The 15,488-nt window shown below is 46.4% G+C and carries 16 protein-coding genes and 2 pseudogenes; 7 read left to right on the top strand and 11 right to left on the bottom strand.

The window, feature by feature from the left end:
• Window positions 1–123: 123 nt before the first annotated feature.
• Window positions 124–486: a transposase gene (locus QWY27_RS15335; protein WP_353958779.1), complete on the bottom strand. Its 363-nt coding sequence runs from the start codon at window positions 484–486 to the stop codon at window positions 124–126.
• Between the two features lie 36 nt (window positions 487–522).
• Window positions 523–696: a hypothetical protein gene (locus QWY27_RS14845; RefSeq protein ID WP_290199218.1), complete on the bottom strand. Its 174-nt coding sequence runs from the start codon at window positions 694–696 to the stop codon at window positions 523–525.
• Between the two features lie 60 nt (window positions 697–756).
• On the opposite strand from QWY27_RS14845, the gene QWY27_RS14840 reads away from it, so the two are divergent.
• On the top strand, window positions 757–1,065 hold the full coding sequence (locus QWY27_RS14840) for a hypothetical protein (protein WP_290199217.1): 309 nt from the start codon (window positions 757–759) through the stop codon (window positions 1,063–1,065).
• Window positions 1,066–1,096: 31 nt separating this feature from the next.
• On the opposite strand, the gene QWY27_RS14835 is transcribed toward QWY27_RS14840, so the two are convergent.
• The 6 genes from QWY27_RS14835 to fabG are packed head-to-tail and all read right to left on the bottom strand — an operon-like array spanning window position 1,097 to window position 7,358.
• Window positions 1,097–1,894, bottom strand: a complete 798-nt coding sequence (locus QWY27_RS14835; protein ID WP_290199216.1) for an enoyl-CoA hydratase/isomerase family protein — start codon at window positions 1,892–1,894, stop codon at window positions 1,097–1,099.
• Window positions 1,895–1,940: 46 nt separating this feature from the next.
• Entirely contained in the window at window positions 1,941–3,068 is a 1,128-nt protein-coding gene (locus QWY27_RS14830; RefSeq protein ID WP_290199215.1) for a CaiB/BaiF CoA transferase family protein, read from the bottom strand.
• A 60-nt stretch (window positions 3,069–3,128) separates the two neighbouring features.
• The gene (locus tag QWY27_RS14825) at window positions 3,129–3,932 is read right to left on the bottom strand and encodes an IclR family transcriptional regulator (RefSeq protein WP_290199214.1); all 804 of its coding nucleotides are present in this window, start codon (window positions 3,930–3,932) and stop codon (window positions 3,129–3,131) included.
• Window positions 3,933–3,970: 38 nt separating this feature from the next.
• On the bottom strand, window positions 3,971–6,073 hold the full coding sequence (locus QWY27_RS14820; protein ID WP_290199213.1) for an acetate--CoA ligase family protein: 2,103 nt from the start codon (window positions 6,071–6,073) through the stop codon (window positions 3,971–3,973).
• Entirely contained in the window at window positions 6,070–6,549 is a 480-nt protein-coding gene (locus QWY27_RS14815; RefSeq protein WP_290199212.1) for a MaoC/PaaZ C-terminal domain-containing protein, read from the bottom strand. The genes QWY27_RS14820 and QWY27_RS14815 overlap by 4 nt, the downstream gene beginning before the upstream one ends.
• 56 nt (window positions 6,550–6,605) lie before the next feature.
• Window positions 6,606–7,358, bottom strand: coding sequence for a 3-oxoacyl-ACP reductase FabG (gene fabG / locus QWY27_RS14810; RefSeq protein ID WP_290199211.1), 753 nt, complete (start codon window positions 7,356–7,358; stop codon window positions 6,606–6,608).
• Window positions 7,359–7,508: 150 nt separating this feature from the next.
• On the opposite strand from fabG, the gene QWY27_RS14805 reads away from it, so the two are divergent.
• The 6 genes from QWY27_RS14805 (at window position 7,509) to QWY27_RS14780 (ending at window position 13,929) form a co-directional block, all read left to right on the top strand.
• Complete coding sequence (locus QWY27_RS14805; RefSeq protein WP_290199210.1) at window positions 7,509–8,474, top strand: Bug family tripartite tricarboxylate transporter substrate binding protein; 966 nt, start codon at window positions 7,509–7,511, stop codon at window positions 8,472–8,474.
• A gap of 480 nt (window positions 8,475–8,954) precedes the next feature.
• Window positions 8,955–9,815 (top strand): MaoC family dehydratase, encoded by an 861-nt coding sequence (locus QWY27_RS14800; protein ID WP_290199209.1) that lies wholly within the window; start codon window positions 8,955–8,957, stop codon window positions 9,813–9,815.
• A gap of 131 nt (window positions 9,816–9,946) precedes the next feature.
• Entirely contained in the window at window positions 9,947–11,080 is a 1,134-nt protein-coding gene (locus tag QWY27_RS14795) for an acyl-CoA dehydrogenase family protein (RefSeq protein WP_290199208.1), read from the top strand.
• A 36-nt stretch (window positions 11,081–11,116) separates the two neighbouring features.
• Entirely contained in the window at window positions 11,117–12,274 is a 1,158-nt protein-coding gene (locus tag QWY27_RS14790; protein WP_290199207.1) for an acetyl-CoA acetyltransferase, read from the top strand.
• Window positions 12,275–12,685 carry a Zn-ribbon domain-containing OB-fold protein gene (locus QWY27_RS14785; RefSeq protein ID WP_290199206.1) on the top strand — a complete coding sequence of 137 codons (411 nt, stop codon included), beginning with the start codon at window positions 12,275–12,277 and terminating at the stop codon, window positions 12,683–12,685.
• Window positions 12,686–12,705: 20 nt separating this feature from the next.
• Window positions 12,706–13,929, top strand: coding sequence for a CaiB/BaiF CoA transferase family protein (locus tag QWY27_RS14780; RefSeq protein ID WP_290199205.1), 1,224 nt, complete (start codon window positions 12,706–12,708; stop codon window positions 13,927–13,929).
• Window positions 13,930–14,042: 113 nt separating this feature from the next.
• Here the strand turns inward: QWY27_RS14780 and QWY27_RS14775 are convergent.
• From QWY27_RS14775 to tnpC, 3 genes and pseudogenes are all read right to left on the bottom strand, one after another.
• Window positions 14,043–14,354 (bottom strand): annotated as a pseudogene (locus tag QWY27_RS14775) (oligopeptide/dipeptide ABC transporter ATP-binding protein); the annotation flags it as partial.
• Between the two features lie 65 nt (window positions 14,355–14,419).
• Entirely contained in the window at window positions 14,420–14,719 is a 300-nt protein-coding gene (locus QWY27_RS14770; protein WP_290199204.1) for a hypothetical protein, read from the bottom strand.
• A gap of 26 nt (window positions 14,720–14,745) precedes the next feature.
• Window positions 14,746–15,345, bottom strand: a pseudogene (tnpC, locus tag QWY27_RS14765) (IS66 family transposase); the annotation flags it as partial.
• Between the last annotated feature and the right edge of the window lie 143 nt (window positions 15,346–15,488).

The raw sequence follows: 15,488 nt of genomic DNA, 5'->3' as shown, positions 1-15,488 counted from the left end.
GCGTTGTCTTGTACGCAATCGGATTGGGGCTGCCTGATCCATCGTGAACACTTCTCCACTTGTTTTTAGTGGAGACATGTTCACTTAACCCCGACTCAGGGGCAACATGTGTTCGCCAGACGCTTACCATCCGGGCATGGCCCGTATGTTTCCCTTGGACACAGCGATGGTCAAACAGGGGCCATGGGCAGCGGGTTGCTTTGACGACAATCCACTATCGATTGGTAAGGTTGGTTCTGCAAAAGCTGCTAGGTTCACCGGTAAGAATGCCACGGTATCACCAACTTCAGACGAGCCCATCTGCTTGCGAAGCTCAGCTCGCCACCGGCAGAGCTGGTTCGGATGAACGTCGTATATCCTGGCTACCTCGGCCACCGTCGATCCTGAGCGCAAAAGATACTCGACAACCTTCTGTTTGAATTCGGTCGTGAACCGCCGTCGTGACTGGTTGCGGAATGTCGGGCCGGCTAGTGAGAGTAAGCTCATAGATTCCAATCAAAAATAGATTGGAATCTATTCTCCTTATCCAACCACTCCAATCAAGACGGCCCTGACCGGGTGCTTACCCACAAACCCACCTGCTCCGATACCGCTGCGCGCGAAACCCATCAGAAAAGCAGCTGAAATCGCCAATACGGAACAAAGCAATGGGTCGGGTTGAACCAAAAAAACACTCACCCATGCATTGATGTTCATTCGTTTGACTTTGATTCCAAAGGTAGAATCGGATCATAGAAACAATTAATGGGATTTGCAATGAAAGCTTTCTTGATCGACCCGCTCGCCAAACAGATCCGCGAAGTGCAGATTACTGGTCAAGAGGAGGAGTTGCGCGCACTCCTTGAGGCAAGGAATATAGAGTATGACGATATCAGTAGGACAACAGACCGCTTGTGCTTTGATGAGGATTGTTTTATTTCACAAAAGCCAGGTCGTTTTCAGCTGGACACCTTGGCGCCTGTTGCTGGCAAGGCGTTGGTGCTCGGAAGCACTGATGCAAGAAACGTAGTGCATGATGTGTCAATCTCTTTGGCTGAGATCGAGTCTCGAATTCAGTTTATCTAGGAACCCGTTCATTATTTTAAAAAGGTTTTGACTAGAGGCCGTTGAAGAGCAGAGGTTGCTTGTTTCGAAAACGATTTGCATTATCCAAATGATAATCTGTTGAACGAGCAATACCTTGCCCCATCGCCTCCATCTCAAACATCGCATCCATGCTGCTATCGAGAGAGGCATTGAATATTTTCTTGGTCAATGCCAGGCTGGCAAGTGGCAATTTAGATAATTTCGTTGCAATCTCATGTGCCCGCCCAAGAATGGTGTCTTGAGAGTGAATCTCGAAAACGATACCCATATCTTTAGCCTGTTGGGCATCAAACTCACGAGTTGAGAATGCAAGCTGTTTGGCAATGTGAGTCCCCACTATTCTTGGTAAGGAATAAAAAACACCGCAATCAGGAACTGCTCCCAGTCGCAAAAAAGACAAACAAAACCGCGCCCTTTCAGATGCCAAGATCAAATCAGCCGTCAGTGCCAGCCCAAGACCTGCACCATACGCTGGCCCATCAACTGCGGCAATGATTGGTCGGTCTAGTTCCAATAAATCGCGAATACAGCCCTGTAAGCTAATCATACGATCACGAGCTTTTTCTGCCGAATTATCAGAAGTCATTGACTTGATGTCACCCCCCGAACAAAATGCCCCATCAATTCCAGCAAGAATGACTACCTTGACATCGCGATCACGTCTAATATCTGAAACCGTTCTAGCAAGTGCGAGTCTCATTTCACCATCGATCGCATTGCGGGTTTTTGGACGATTCAAAGTCACTGTAGCCACTTGGTCATGCTTAACGTATAAAACCGATTCCAACGAATCGCGCTCAAGCTTCATGGATCACTCACTTTGAAAGATTCATTAATGAACTGCATCAAACCAATTAAATAACGCCTTTTTCACGTAGCATAAAAATATCATTTGAACTTTTCCCCAAGCCTTTCAGGATCTCCTCCGTATGATGTCCAGGCATATTGATTTTTCCTGGTTTGCCTGGAGTTCGACCAAATCTGGGAGATGGAGCGGGATGAACTATTGACCCTGATTGAACAAATGTGCTCCGAGCAACATAATGGGGATACTGCTGGGCCTCTTCAAAGTCCAATACCGGTGCAAAACATGAATCAGAGCCCTCTAACAACTCACACCATTGATCCCGTGTTTTGCTTGCAAAAATAAGCTCCAATTTGGTTCTTAATTCAGGCCATTTTTCTCTATCCCACTGACTATTAAAATCCGGGTCTTGAATTTTGCAAAGATTAAGCAACTCAGCATAAAAGTCTGGCTCTATAGCACCTATAGAAATGAACTTTCCGTCAGCACAAACATAACATCCATAAAAATGGGCTCCCCCATCAAGCATGTTTGCCTGTCTCTTATTCAACCACTTGCCGGTCGCCAAATTTCCGTGATACGCAGTAGATAGCGTTGCAATACCATCGCATATGGCAGCATCAATGACCTGTCCCTGTCCGCTGCGGCGAGATTCTAATAGCGCGCAAACGATGCCAAAAGCCAACATCATTCCTCCACCACCAATATCACCGAGAAGGTGAAGTGGAGGTGGCGGTGGTCTATCAGATTCACCTAATGCGTTTAAAACTCCTGATATTGCTATGTAATTTAAGTCATGACCTGCAGCTTTTGACAATGGCCCGTTTTGACCCCAACCAGTCATTCGACCATAAACAATTCTTGGGTTTAGCTTTAAACATAAGTCAGGCCCTAGTCCAAGTCGCTCCATGACACCGGGTCGGTAACCTTCAATTAATGCATCGCAGGTAGCAATAATTTCCAAGACTATTTCAACAGCACCCGGTTTTTTAATGTCAACAGCGATACTTTTTCGCCCACGGTCAACAACGGTTCCACCACCACCAAGAAAAGCAGGCTTCTTTCGATCGACCCTGATGACCTCTGCACCCATATCTGAAAGCATCATTGCACAAAATGGGCCAGGCCCAATGCCTGCCATTTCGAGAACCTTGTAACCTTCAAGTGGTCCACTCACTCGACTCTCCTCAACCAAGCCGCATCAATGACATGTGGATTCTGGCAAATTCATGATTCTTTATCGCTCAAAAAACTCTTTTTTTGCGTTGAGCAAGACATCAATGTTTTGACTGGAGTTTTTCTCCATTCGATTTAAAGGTCCTACTATAGAGATAGCAACCAATTGCCCTCCGACATGACCTGCAATCCCAACGGCTCCAACAGCCTCGTTACCCTCTCCGAAATTAGAGTAATACCCATCTATCCGGCCCTTTTCAAGCTGGCTTCGCAATTCTTCTTTGTTCTGGATGCTTTTAATCGTAATTGGATCCATTTTTAAACTAGCAAGAACCATCTCTCTGGATTTATCATCCAAAGTTCCTAACAAAGCCTTGCCTAGTGCAGTAGTGTGTAACTCAATTCTAGTGCCTGGTTTTAAAACATAACGAAGGGCACGAGGGCTTTCTTGATAAGCAATAACTCTAGCGTTATTTCCATCCAGAACTCCGCACATTGCAGATTCCCCAGATTTACGGCATAAAATTTCTAATGCTTCTGCAGCAAAAGTTTGCAATGGATCTGCAGCATTGATTTGTTGAGCAATATCGAAAAGACGGCCAGTTGGGTGAAACAGTCGCGTTTTTGGTGCACGAAGAAGATAGCCCGCCAATCTAAGCGTGTGCAAGAGGTCTGAACAACTGCTGTCTGCCACGCCAAGGAGTCGCGCCATTTCAGAGTTGCTAAGCGGTCGCTTTTCTTTTGCGTATATTTCAAATACCTGCAATGTTCTTTCGGCAGTGGGGAGTGATTGAGGCATAGTTTTTTTATAGGATTTTAATTGTGGAAATGATATTTCTTGATGATCTGTATTGATTAAAAACATTCAAATAATAATTGCGTCAATGTGGAATGTTGTATTTATCACCGCATGACAATGAGGGCATCAAGTGCAATAGCTCCCTCTCCCTCAACGCCCACCCAAACTGGATTCAGCTCCATCTCGACAATACTATCGCGGTTGCTGTAAGCAAAATCAGAGACTTTCAAGAGAAGTGTCTCGAGCGCAACCAAGTCCTTGCAAGGGGCACCTCTTGTGCCCCGAAGAGTCTCATGGTTTTTAATGCTTAGTATCATTGAGCGAGCATCTTCGTGATTGATCGGGAGCATGCGATGTGAGACATCATGTAGTATTTCAACAAAGACTCCACCCAATCCGAAGGTTATTATCAAACCAAAGGCTTCGTCTGTGTGAACACCGATTAACACCTCCTGACCATGCTTAGGCAGCATTGCTTCGACAAGAAACCCTTCGATTTTGGCTTCTGGCGCATGTCGTTTAACTGCGGCAAAAATTTCCTCAAATGCTGCGCGGACATCTTCAACACGATTAAGACCAACCTTGACTCCGCCAATATCCGTTTTGTGAGCTATATCTGGACTAACAATTTTTAAAACGACCGTTTTATTCAACTTGCGAAATGCCTCAACCGCCTCTTCAACATTTTGAGCTAACAAGCTTGGGGGCGTATCGATACCCGCTACTTTTAAAAGCTGTTTGCTTTTGACCTCGTCCAGTATTTTGTATGCGGAATAATTATTAATGCACTTGTTATTCTCAACTGATTTGGTCTGTTCCTGACTGGACAACTCGGTTGGCCATGTGTATTTCAACGCACGGATGGCTTCAGTAATAGAATAAAATGGTGACAAGCCATTTTTCTCCATGATTTTGAAACCTTCGCCCAGTTTTCGACTCATCCATACTGGGACAAGAGTTGCACTAGCATTTTTGGATACCTGCACGATAGACTCGGCAATCTTGTCAGTGACTTCGCCATAGTCCATTGGTATTGGAAGCAAAACTACACTAATGTTTGGATCGTTACTGACCAAACGAAGGCATTCAGTTGCAGCATCCTGATTGCGTAAAATATCTGCTGTCGTGTCGACAGGGTTATCAATTGATGCAAAATCAGGAAGCAGGGTTTTTATTGCAGTACGAGTTCCTTCTGTGAGGCTCGGCATTGGCAACCCCGCTGTCCCAGCAATGTCAGCTGCAAGGGCAGCTGTTCCCCCGGAAAATGTATACACACATAAACCTTTGCGATTATGTGCCAAGTCCCTTGAGAGCAGTTGCAGAGTTGCCAATAGTTCGTTCAGGTCATAAACCTCCAAGACTCCGAATTGTGAAAAAATGCCACTATTGACTGCGGCGCTGCCTGCGATGGAGGCTGTGTGTGATTGTGCAGCTTCGACACCCGCCTTCGAGTGTCCGATTTTTAGCATCACGACTGGTTTGTTATTCATTCGAGCAAGTTCGAAAGCTTGAGTCAATCGCCTGCCATTTTTCACTCCCTCCATCAAAACACCAATCACATCAATTTCTGGATCTTTGGCCATATGTTCAATGAAGTCAGGAACCTCCAAATCGACCTCATTGCCGGCTGAAAACCATAGTCCAACACCTGGTCCGTTGCTTAACCCCTGGAGAAGATTGCGCCCAAGCCCTCCTCCTTGAGTGGCTAACCCAATACGACCGCTATGAAGATCTTCCTTAAATGCGGGAGAAAAAGTCATTCCGATGCGATCTCTGACATTGACAAAGCCAGGGCAATTGGGACCGTACACGCGTAAACCTGAACGTTTACATAAGTCTGCTATCTCGGACTCTAGATGCGATCCTGTCCCGCCTGCCTCAGAAAATCCAGACGACATCACCACAGCAAAGGGTATATTTCTATCAACACATTGCTTTAGCACGTCTAAAACCAATTTGCTGCCAACAATAATGAGTGCCACATCAATCTTCACATCAACGGGAAGATTTGCAATGCTAGGCCAGCATGGCGCGCCAGAGATTTCGTTGTATGCAGGGTTGACAGCGAACACCGTACCTTTCAAGCGTGAGTGGATTACAAGGTTTTCATAAAGCCTCCCACCCTGGCTATTTGGCTTAGGAGATGCGCCCACAACAACAACATTTTCCGGATTGATGAGCTTTTGAAGTTCAGAAAACGGTTTCAAGCAGACTCTCCATTTCGCATCTGCATGACGAAGTCCGCTTCGACAACGACCTCACCGCGTTGATTCACCGCTTCACGCCTGAATACGACTTGATCACGCCCTGGCGCAATTTGATGGATTATGTCAACAACGGTAATTCTTACAAACACGGTGTCTCCAATGAATGTGGGTTTTGGAAATTTGCAGCCCAAACTTACCAAAGCGACTATGCTTGGCTCAATAAGGCGATATTCCGATGATTGAGTTGTCAGCCCAGACATCACTGACAGCACCAAAAGCCCATGGGCTATCCGTTGGCCAAAACGAGTGTTAGAGGCAAATTCTTTATCAACATGAAGTCGATTGAAGTCTCCAGATAAACACGCGAAATTGACAACATCAGCCTCAGTTATCGTCCGCCCATTAGAATCAAATGAATAGCCAACTTTCAAATTCTTAATAAACTGCTTTTGATCATCTGGTGTCATGATGGTCATTGACAACATCCTCCCGCGTATGTAATGGCTGTCGTTAGCAATAATTGTTAGTTCAATTAAGAGGAGTAGCGACCACCAGTAACGTGGATAGTCTCGCCAGTGATAAAGCTTGCGCAATCAGAAGCCAGGAAAGTCACAGCGTTCGCTATATCTTCCACCGATCCAAGCCTCTGAATAGGCTGCCTTAGCAGTGAGGTTTCACGCAAACGTTCGTAAGTATCCAAAGCCTTTACGAGCTCGGTTTCAACCAAACCGGGCGCCACTGCGTTTGATGTAATGTTGAACTTTCCTTGCTCAAAAGCCAACGATCGCGTAAAGCCTAAGAGCCCAGCTTTTGCTGCGGCATAGTTTGTCTGACCTGGATTCCCAAGATGAGCCCTTGAGCTGATATTGATGATGCGCCCCCACTTTTTTTGCATCATTGACGGTAAAGCTGCTCTTGTGCAGTAGAACGCGCCCTTCAAGATCGTATCTACGACGTCGTCCCAATCTGACTCGGGCATTTTGGTGAGATATTTGTCTCTCGTGAACCCTGCGTTGTTGACCAAAATATCGATTGATCCAAAAGCATCAATTGCTGCACGGGCAACATTGTTGACCTGCTCTTCAATACAAACATCTCCCGCCACCCCTATCGCCTCAAAACCTGATGATTGCAACTGATCAGTGGCTTTCTCAACAGCAGCGGGGTTGATATCCGTAATCACAATGCGAGCACCCTCTCGCGCCAAAGCAACTGCGCAAGCAAGTCCAATTCCACGGCCCGATCCAGTGATGAGCGCAACTTTTTGGTTGAGTCGGTAGTCCATAGCCATTTCCTTTTATACGATATGTCGCACTAGTCTACACATAGCCGAAATCAGTTGCAATTTTTTTCGGTATGTGGGTATGATCAACGACAAGCCGCAAAAGAATCGGTTTACAGGGATCGACAGTTCATCAACCGTGAGGAGACAGAAATGTTTATAAAAAAATGCCTGATTGGTGCGTTGGTAGCATTGAGCGGATTCGCTTCAGCTCAACCAGCCGACAAGTATCCAGACAAAGCCGTCAAGGTTTACGTTGGCTTTGCGCCTGGCGGAGCAACAGATCTATTGGCACGCTACTACTCTGAACAACTGTCTAAAATTCTTGGCCAACCATTTGTCGTGGAAAATCGACCGGGAAGCGGGGGAAATGTAGCTATCCAAGCGCTGAGTCAAGCCAAACCTGATGGGTACACGCTTGCGATGGGTGCAAATTACATAGCGTCAAATGCAGCTTTCAAGAGAAACAATTACAACTGGGAAACAGAACTTCAACCAGTCGCTTTGATTTCTCACACACCAAATATTCTCATGGTGCCACCGAACTCAAAGTTCAATAGTGTTGCAGATATCATCAAAGCATCGAAAAATACGAATACATTTCTAACATACGGATCTGCTGGAGTTGGCTCATCCATTCACTTGGCTGGCGAGCTTTTTCAAGCGATGACTGGAACCAAACTGACACATGTTCCGTATCGTGGTGCAACACCTGCAGAACAAGCATTGATGGCAGGCGACATCAATATGATGTTCGGGAGCCCATCAAATGCTGTGGGATTAATAAAGGCCGGTAAATTAAAAGCCCTCGCAATTACAGGTCTTGAACAAATGAAGGCTTTGCCCGATGTCCCAACGCTTGATCAGTCTGGGCTAAAGGGATTCAATGTGGGGGCATCATATGTATTGATGGCACCAGCCGGCGTTCCGATGAATGTACTGAATCGCCTCAGCAAAGCAATTGAGCAGATTAATGCGACCAGTGAAACAATTGCCTTTAACGATCGAATCTACGCAATACCAATGCGAGGTGGCCCAGACAAAGCAAAGGAGTTTTTGCAATCGGAGTATCAAAAATGGAAAAAACTAGTCGAGGAGAACAACCTCAAGCTGGATTAGTCGATCCAATGTTTTTGAGTCCAAATGACTTGTGAAATCAGTCCAAACTGATTGATTATCACTATCCAACAAAATAGTGAAGTTGAAGACTGATTAAACCAAGCAAATCGATAAGATAAAAAAATCGCAACAGCCTGCTTGTCAAGCTGTTGCGATTAACTCGATCATGCTTAACACGGCCATTTTTGCGGTGACATCACGCAACAAAATGAACCTACTGAAATGTTGCGCACGACCTGATTCCACCAGGCAAAAATGCCAAAAAATGAAAATTTCAAGTCAAATAAATCATCAGATCTCAAGAGCGGCCTGTCCGTGCGTTAAAGATCGAATCTTTGCCTGCCTTTGAACTTGGGAATACAAAATTCATCAGTTAGCTATTTTGCGGTGAAATTTTGATTTTTTTTAATGGATAAAGATATTAAAAAATGAAAACTAGCTGTCAGGAATTCAACAATTAACACAAAGGTTATCGAGAAAATGGCAATCGATTACAAGCAACTTAAAACTCTGAATTTCGAAGATAGAACAGACAGCTACACAGTTCGAGATAGCATTTTTTATGCATTGACGCTTGGTTATGGGGATAACCCAACAGACGAAAATGATTTGCGCTTCATTTACGAAAAAAACACATTAGTCGTACCAACACTTCTAGCTGTTGTAGGAGCGCCCGGCGGATGGGCAATGAATCCTGCGTTGGGAATCAACTGGGTGAAATTGCTTCACGGGGAGCATAGAATGACTTTTCACTCAGCTGTACCCCCCCAAGGCACAGTGACAAGCAAAACAAAGATCACTCATGTTGTAGACAAGGGGGCAAAAAAGGGGGCACTTGTTGTCAGCACAAGAGAAATATTTGATGGGGAAACAACTGAACATATCGCAACTGTAGAACATGTTTCCTTTCTCCGGGACGATGGTGGGTTTGGAGAGGGCGACAAACCCTTGATAACACTGCCAGAGCCACCCAAGAGACCTGCAGAAGCAAAATGTTATGTGAAAACTTCACCGCAAGCTGCAGCATTGTATAGATTAAACGGCGATCTCAATCCAATACATATACAACCTGAGATGGCCAAGAAAGCAGGGTTTGAACGCCCAATACTTCATGGCCTCTGTACATATGGCCTTGCAACTAGAGCGCTAATCAAACAATTCAGCCCAGACAAACCCGGTAGATTGCGTTCAATCGCAGTTCGTTTTTCATCAGTTTTTTTCCCGGGGGAAACATTGCGAATAGAAGCATGGGTCAATAATAATCAAGTCCAATTCCGAGCTCTATCAAATGAACGTGAGGTTGTGGTGTTGGACAATTGCATTGCAGAATTTATTGACTGAGCAAATGAATTTTAAGGCTAGTCATACTATTAGATCATGACCAGAAACCTAAATTTTAAAATATGCACATTGGTATCTAATCATAAAAACACACTTCAAATTTATAAATTTTTTTGAGATGAGGGTTGCTAATGAGAAGCATTTTTTCAGAAGAACATGAAACATTCAGGGAACAAGTCCGAAGGTTTTGTGCTCGAGAGATTTCACCAAACTTGAGAAACTGGGAAAGAGAGGGGATCACCCCGAGATCCTTCTGGCGTAAGGCTGGTGAAGCTGGATTATTGTGCACAATGATTCCAGAAGAATATGGTGGCCCTGGAGGTAACTTCCTACATGCGTGTGTCGTGACTGAGGAACTGGCAAGGGTAGGAATCAGTGTCGGTTTCCCAGTTCATTCAGATATGGTTTCCCCCTATCTCCTTCACTACGCCTCAGAAAATCTCAAAAAACACCTTTTACCCAGACTCTGCTCTGGTGAAATCATTGGCTCAATCGCAATGACCGAACCAGGCACTGGTAGTGACCTCAAAAACATGCGCACTTCAGCCGTTCAGGATGGTGACGAATGGGTCATTAATGGACAAAAGGTCTGGATCACGAATGGTATTAATTGCGGCGTTGTCCTGGTAGCCTGCAAAACAAATCCAGAGGCCGGTGCAAAAGGGGTGTCTTTGATTGCCGTAGAAGAGGGCACACCAGGATTTACAAAAAGTGCTAAACCGATGGAAAAAATTGGGCTTCACGCACAAGACACGGCAGAGCTTTTCTTCGAAAATGTGCGGGTACCGGCAAGAAACTTAGTTGGCGAAGAAAATCGTGGATTCATCTATCTGATGGAGCAGCTTCCGCAAGAGAGATTAGTCATTGCACTGCGTTCCACCGCAGTGCTTGAAACACAAATAGAAGCAACAGTGAGATACGTCTCAGAAAGAAAGGTATTTGGCAGTCACATTCTTGATTTTCAAAACTCAAAATTTAAGTTGGCAGAGGCGAAAGCTTACATAGGAATGCTCCGTGCATATGTTGACTCTTTGATTGTCCAACATCTCAAAACGGGTATCAGCGTAGAGCAGGCTGCATCTGCCAAACTGGTTGCAACAGAATTGCTGGGCAAGTATCTGGACGAGTTCCTACAACTTCATGGAGGTTACGGATACAGCGCAGAGTATGGAATCGGAAGAGCTTGGGTAGATGCTAGGGTATCGAGAATAGCAGGCGGTGCTTCCGAAGTGCTTAAGGATATTATCAGTCGTTCGTTTAAATAGTGCGACTTAAACACCAAAACCTTTCAAATAAGAAACATGAAAAACTCTCTATCCAAATACGTTGCCATTGTCGGGGCAGCGGAATCTGATTTAGGCAAAGTTCCGGGAATGAGCGCCTTGGAGCTTCAAGCTCAGGCAGCGCATCGCGCGTTGAAAGATGCTGGCTTGAGCTTGAAGGATGTTGACGGCGTATTTGCGCATACGGATGACAGAATGTCTTCGCTTCAGTTGTCCGAATACCTGAACATTCGCCCAAGTTATGTTGACTCAACCAACGTGGGAGGAATGTCAAATGTCCTTCATATCCGCCACGCAATAGCAGCCATTTCAGCAGGAATGTGTTCAGTTGCGTTAATCACCTACGGCAGTACACAACTGTCGAGCAGCACAAGAAAGGTAGGCGGTGCCTTTGATGATCCCAGGTCACCAGCTGGTCAGTTTATTGCGCCATACGGTCAACTTAGTCCGATCGGTTATTACGCAATGGTAGCCAACCTTCATATGAATCGCTATGGCACCACAAGTGAACAATTGGCTGAAGTTGCTGTCGCAGCCAGGAAATGGGCGCAACTCAATCCAAAAGCGTACAGACAGGAACCCCTCACCATTGATGATGTCCTCAATTCGCCCATGGTCGCAGACCCGTTACACACACGTGACATTTGTCTCGTGACAGACGCTGGCGGTGCAATTATTTTGACATCTGCTGAAAGGGCAAAAGATTTAAAAAGGCCGCCTGTTTATGTGTTAGGCATTGCCGAATCTTTCTCTCATCATTACACCCCATTTAGCATTGAAGACTGGCTAGATACCTCTGTTGCCGCAACAGCTCAGTCTGCTCTGGATATGGCAGGAGTCAAAAGGGAAGAGTTGGATGTAGTGCAAATCTACGACCATTTCACCATTGGTGTGATTCAAGCATTAGAGGAGCTTGGGTTTTGTCAGCGTGGAGAAGGAGGTGAATTTGTAACCGGGGGAAGGCTTGCTCCAGGTGGCGATTTTCCAATCAATACGTCTGGTGGAGGCCTTTCCTACAACCATCCAGGAATGTTTGGCATGCTGTTGATTCTTGAGGCAGTTCATCAGCTCAGAAAAGAAGCAGGTGATCGGCAGCTCTCACGCTCAGATATCGCTTTAGTGCATGCACCCGGATTGGTATTTTCTGCCAACAGCACAATGATTCTTGGGGTTTAAATGATGACAACACAAATGCGCGCTTTACCGGTTGCAACAGATTTAACCAAGCCTTTTTGGCAGGCTGCTCGACAGGGCAAGTTAGTGGTGCAGCGTTGCGCTACCTGCGGAACTCACCAGTTTTTCCCTCGGCCCTTTTGCCTGGATTGCATGTCGACTGACATTGAATGGGTTCAAACAAAAGGTGAGGGTTCTATATATACCTACACGATCAACCGTCGAGGTTCAAATTCATTCATGAACGACCAGGTTCCTTACGTAGTTGCGATGGTAACTTTAAAAGAGGGGGTTCGACTGATGGGAAACATTATCGATAGCCCAATTGATCAAGTCCGTATCGGGGCAAGAGTACGTGTTGTGTTTGAGAAGATAGACGACGAAATATCACTCCCACAATTTCAATTGTTGTAAGAGCTTAAGCAACTTAAAAAATGAAAAAGCAAACCGATCACAAAGCCAGACCTGGGCCACTGGCCGGAGTAAGAGTCATCGATACAACCAGCGTGCTATTTGGGCCATACTGTACGCAGCTGCTTGGCGACCTGGGCGCGGACATCGTAAAAGTTGAAGGGCTCGATGGAGATACCGTTAGAGGTGCTGGTGTAGGGCGTTCGCCAAACATGTCTGGTGTTTTTATGGGGACAAATCGCAATAAAAGAAGCATTTCTATCGACATGAAAACACCGAGTGGCAAACAGGTCATGCTGGATTTGCTTAAAAATGCGGATGTGTTTGTCACTAATATTCGTCGCAAAGCACTTGTTCGATTAGGACTGGACTACCTATCACTTTTCCAATCGAATCCAGCGCTGATTCATTGCAGCGCTTTGGGGTATGGACGAGGCGGCGCATATGAGGATCGTCCTGCTTTTGACGACACCACTCAAGCCATAAGCGGATTAGCATCGTTGCAAGAAGCGATGAATGGAGTACCAAGTTATGTTGCTACGGCTGCAGCTGACAAGATCTCTGGATTGACACTGGCTCTTGCTATCGTTGCAGCAATCAGACACAAAGATTTGACTGGTGAGGGGCAGCAAGTCGAAGTGCCTATGTTTGAAACCATGGTTGCATTCAATATGGTTGAGCATCTTGCAGGTCGAATATTTGATCCCCCAACTGGACCAGCCATGTATGCCAGGACAATTTCCAAGTATCGAAAACCATATCGAACCTCGAATGGCTTCATGGCTGTGATGCCCTACAACGACGCGCAGTGGGGGCGTTTTTTTAAACTCATCGGCAAGCCAGATCTCATATCGGATCCGCGATTTAGCACGATGGCCTCTCGGACCGAAAACGTAGACCCTCTTTACAGCCTGCTAGAAGAAGAAGTTAGCAAGCGCTCAACCGAATGGTGGAGCGAATCGCTTGAGCGCGAGGATATACCGGCTGTTCCAGTCAAGAGTATTGATGATCTTCTTGCTGATGAGCACTTGCAACAGCGTAATTTCTTTACTCGTTTTGATCATCCAACCGAAGGCACATTGATCAATATTTCATCTCCAATTGAAATGTCCAAAAGTCCGCTAACCGTTCGACGGCATGCTCCAAAACTTGGACAAGACACCCGCGAAATTCTAACGGAAATAGGCTATGACCAGGCTCGATTGGAGTCTTTGTTGCGTGATGGGGTAATCAAAGAGTCACATTAAAAGATGATGACGTTTAGCAATGTCTTACTGCAAAATCAAAAGGTTCAATTTGCGTAATATTGATTGGTGCATCCTGGACTCATGCCCCAAATGGTATTCACCATCCAGGCGTATCAACCCTGCACTTTCGATACCCCTTTCGGCTCCATCACCATTTCCCAGCCCTGCTCCACCCCATGGCAGGCAACCTGTGCCCCTTTAAACTCCACAATCCTGGGTGACTCTTGTTTGCACTGCTCACGCGCAAAGGGGCAGCGGGGGTGAAAGGTACAGCCAGAGGGGGGATTCAACGGGTTGGGCACCTCACCGGCCACAGGGGTTCGCGAACGCCCGGAGCCCTGCATGTCAGGGATCGCTGACAACAGCATGCGGGTGTAAGGATGGAGCGGCGTGTTGAACAACGCGTCACGATCCGCAATTTCGACGGTAACCACCCGGTCTGGACCGTCTTGCGGCAGCGCGTAAATTCAGATCTGTTTGCTTAATGTGCTCAGTCAGTCGACTTGCGCAGGAATCCTGGCGAGACTTTCCAGTGGTGCCCGTCATCAGTCACCAAGCTGACCGTCTTTTTGTTTAACCGTATGACCCTGCCATGCTTGAGCGTTCCGGCATTGTCCGTGAAGCTCACGCGATCACCTTCGGCAAACTGGGCCAGTTGAACGGTACTTTTAGCTTGAGCAAGAAGATTCAGACGCTCGACTACCATGCGGTTTAGGTAAAGCAGGTCTTCCTCGCTCATATTGCGCAGGGCTTGGACGAACAGTTCGCGATCAAGAATGGTCTGGCTCATCGACCACTATTTTGACACGCGCGGGCTTACTCCTGGATGACCAGGTTCCATGGCAGCAGTTCGCTCACCCGATTCACAGGATGATCGGCGATGACGGTCAGCACCCGTGTCAGGTACGCCTCGGGATTGATGCCATTCAGTTTTGCGGTGCCTAAAAGGCTATAGAGAGTGGCCGCACGTTCACCGCCCTGGTCTGATCCCAGGAACAAGAAATTCTTTCTACCCACTGCCACGCTTCGCAGAGCACGTTCAGCCGTGTTGTTGTCTGCTTCGATACGGCCATCGTCAAGGAAACGTGTCAGTGCCTGCCAGTGGTTCATGGTGTATCGGATCGCATCGGCAGTGACAGATTTCTTGGAGAGCGTGGGCAATTGTTCAGCTAGCCAGTCGTGCAAACGCTGGACAATCGGCTTAGATTGCGCTTGCCGGACACGCTTTCTTTCTTCGGGCTGCTTGCCACGGATCGTTGCCTCAATGTCATACAGCTCACCAATCACCTGCAGTACGTGTGTCGTGGTGCGGGTGGGACCTGCCGCATGAATGTCGTAGAACTTTCTTCGCGCGTGTGCCCAGCAGGCCGCCTCGGTGATCTGCCCCGATTCAAAGACAGCGTTAAATCCCGCAAAATGTTATGCACAACATTTCGCAGGTTATGTTGCGCCGAAATTTATGTTGCGGCAGCGAGGTTATGAGTCAGAAATCATAGGGGGATTTCTAACTCATTCCGCACATAATAAACGGGTGCGAATCTATAGGTGCCGTAGAAACG

Origin of the sequence: Zwartia vadi, assembly GCF_030410375.1 — a bacterium.
Lineage (GTDB): Bacteria > Pseudomonadota > Gammaproteobacteria > Burkholderiales > Burkholderiaceae_B > Zwartia > Zwartia vadi.
Note: the sequence above shows the minus strand (reverse complement) of the source record. Positions and strands in the feature narration are given on the sequence as shown.

What these genes read in the sequence shown, in the direction of transcription:
- QWY27_RS14785 (WP_290199206.1), top strand. Translation starts at nt 12,275, where the DNA reads ATGATGACAACACAAATGCGCGCTTTACCGGTTGCAACAGATTTAACC.
- QWY27_RS14845 (WP_290199218.1), bottom strand. Translation starts at nt 696, where the DNA reads ATGAACATCAATGCATGGGTGAGTGTTTTTTTGGTTCAACCCGACCCA.
- QWY27_RS14835 (WP_290199216.1), bottom strand. Translation starts at nt 1,894, where the DNA reads ATGAAGCTTGAGCGCGATTCGTTGGAATCGGTTTTATACGTTAAGCAT.
- QWY27_RS15335 (WP_353958779.1), bottom strand. Translation starts at nt 486, where the DNA reads ATGAGCTTACTCTCACTAGCCGGCCCGACATTCCGCAACCAGTCACGA.
- QWY27_RS14800 (WP_290199209.1), top strand. Translation starts at nt 8,955, where the DNA reads ATGGCAATCGATTACAAGCAACTTAAAACTCTGAATTTCGAAGATAGA.
- QWY27_RS14780 (WP_290199205.1), top strand. Translation starts at nt 12,706, where the DNA reads ATGAAAAAGCAAACCGATCACAAAGCCAGACCTGGGCCACTGGCCGGA.
- QWY27_RS14805 (WP_290199210.1), top strand. Translation starts at nt 7,509, where the DNA reads ATGTTTATAAAAAAATGCCTGATTGGTGCGTTGGTAGCATTGAGCGGA.
- QWY27_RS14795 (WP_290199208.1), top strand. Translation starts at nt 9,947, where the DNA reads ATGAGAAGCATTTTTTCAGAAGAACATGAAACATTCAGGGAACAAGTC.
- QWY27_RS14840 (WP_290199217.1), top strand. Translation starts at nt 757, where the DNA reads ATGAAAGCTTTCTTGATCGACCCGCTCGCCAAACAGATCCGCGAAGTG.
- fabG (WP_290199211.1), bottom strand. Translation starts at nt 7,358, where the DNA reads ATGGACTACCGACTCAACCAAAAAGTTGCGCTCATCACTGGATCGGGC.
- QWY27_RS14825 (WP_290199214.1), bottom strand. Translation starts at nt 3,932, where the DNA reads ATGTTTTTAATCAATACAGATCATCAAGAAATATCATTTCCACAATTA.
- QWY27_RS14790 (WP_290199207.1), top strand. Translation starts at nt 11,117, where the DNA reads ATGAAAAACTCTCTATCCAAATACGTTGCCATTGTCGGGGCAGCGGAA.
- QWY27_RS14770 (WP_290199204.1), bottom strand. Translation starts at nt 14,719, where the DNA reads ATGAGCCAGACCATTCTTGATCGCGAACTGTTCGTCCAAGCCCTGCGC.
- QWY27_RS14815 (WP_290199212.1), bottom strand. Translation starts at nt 6,549, where the DNA reads ATGACCATCATGACACCAGATGATCAAAAGCAGTTTATTAAGAATTTG.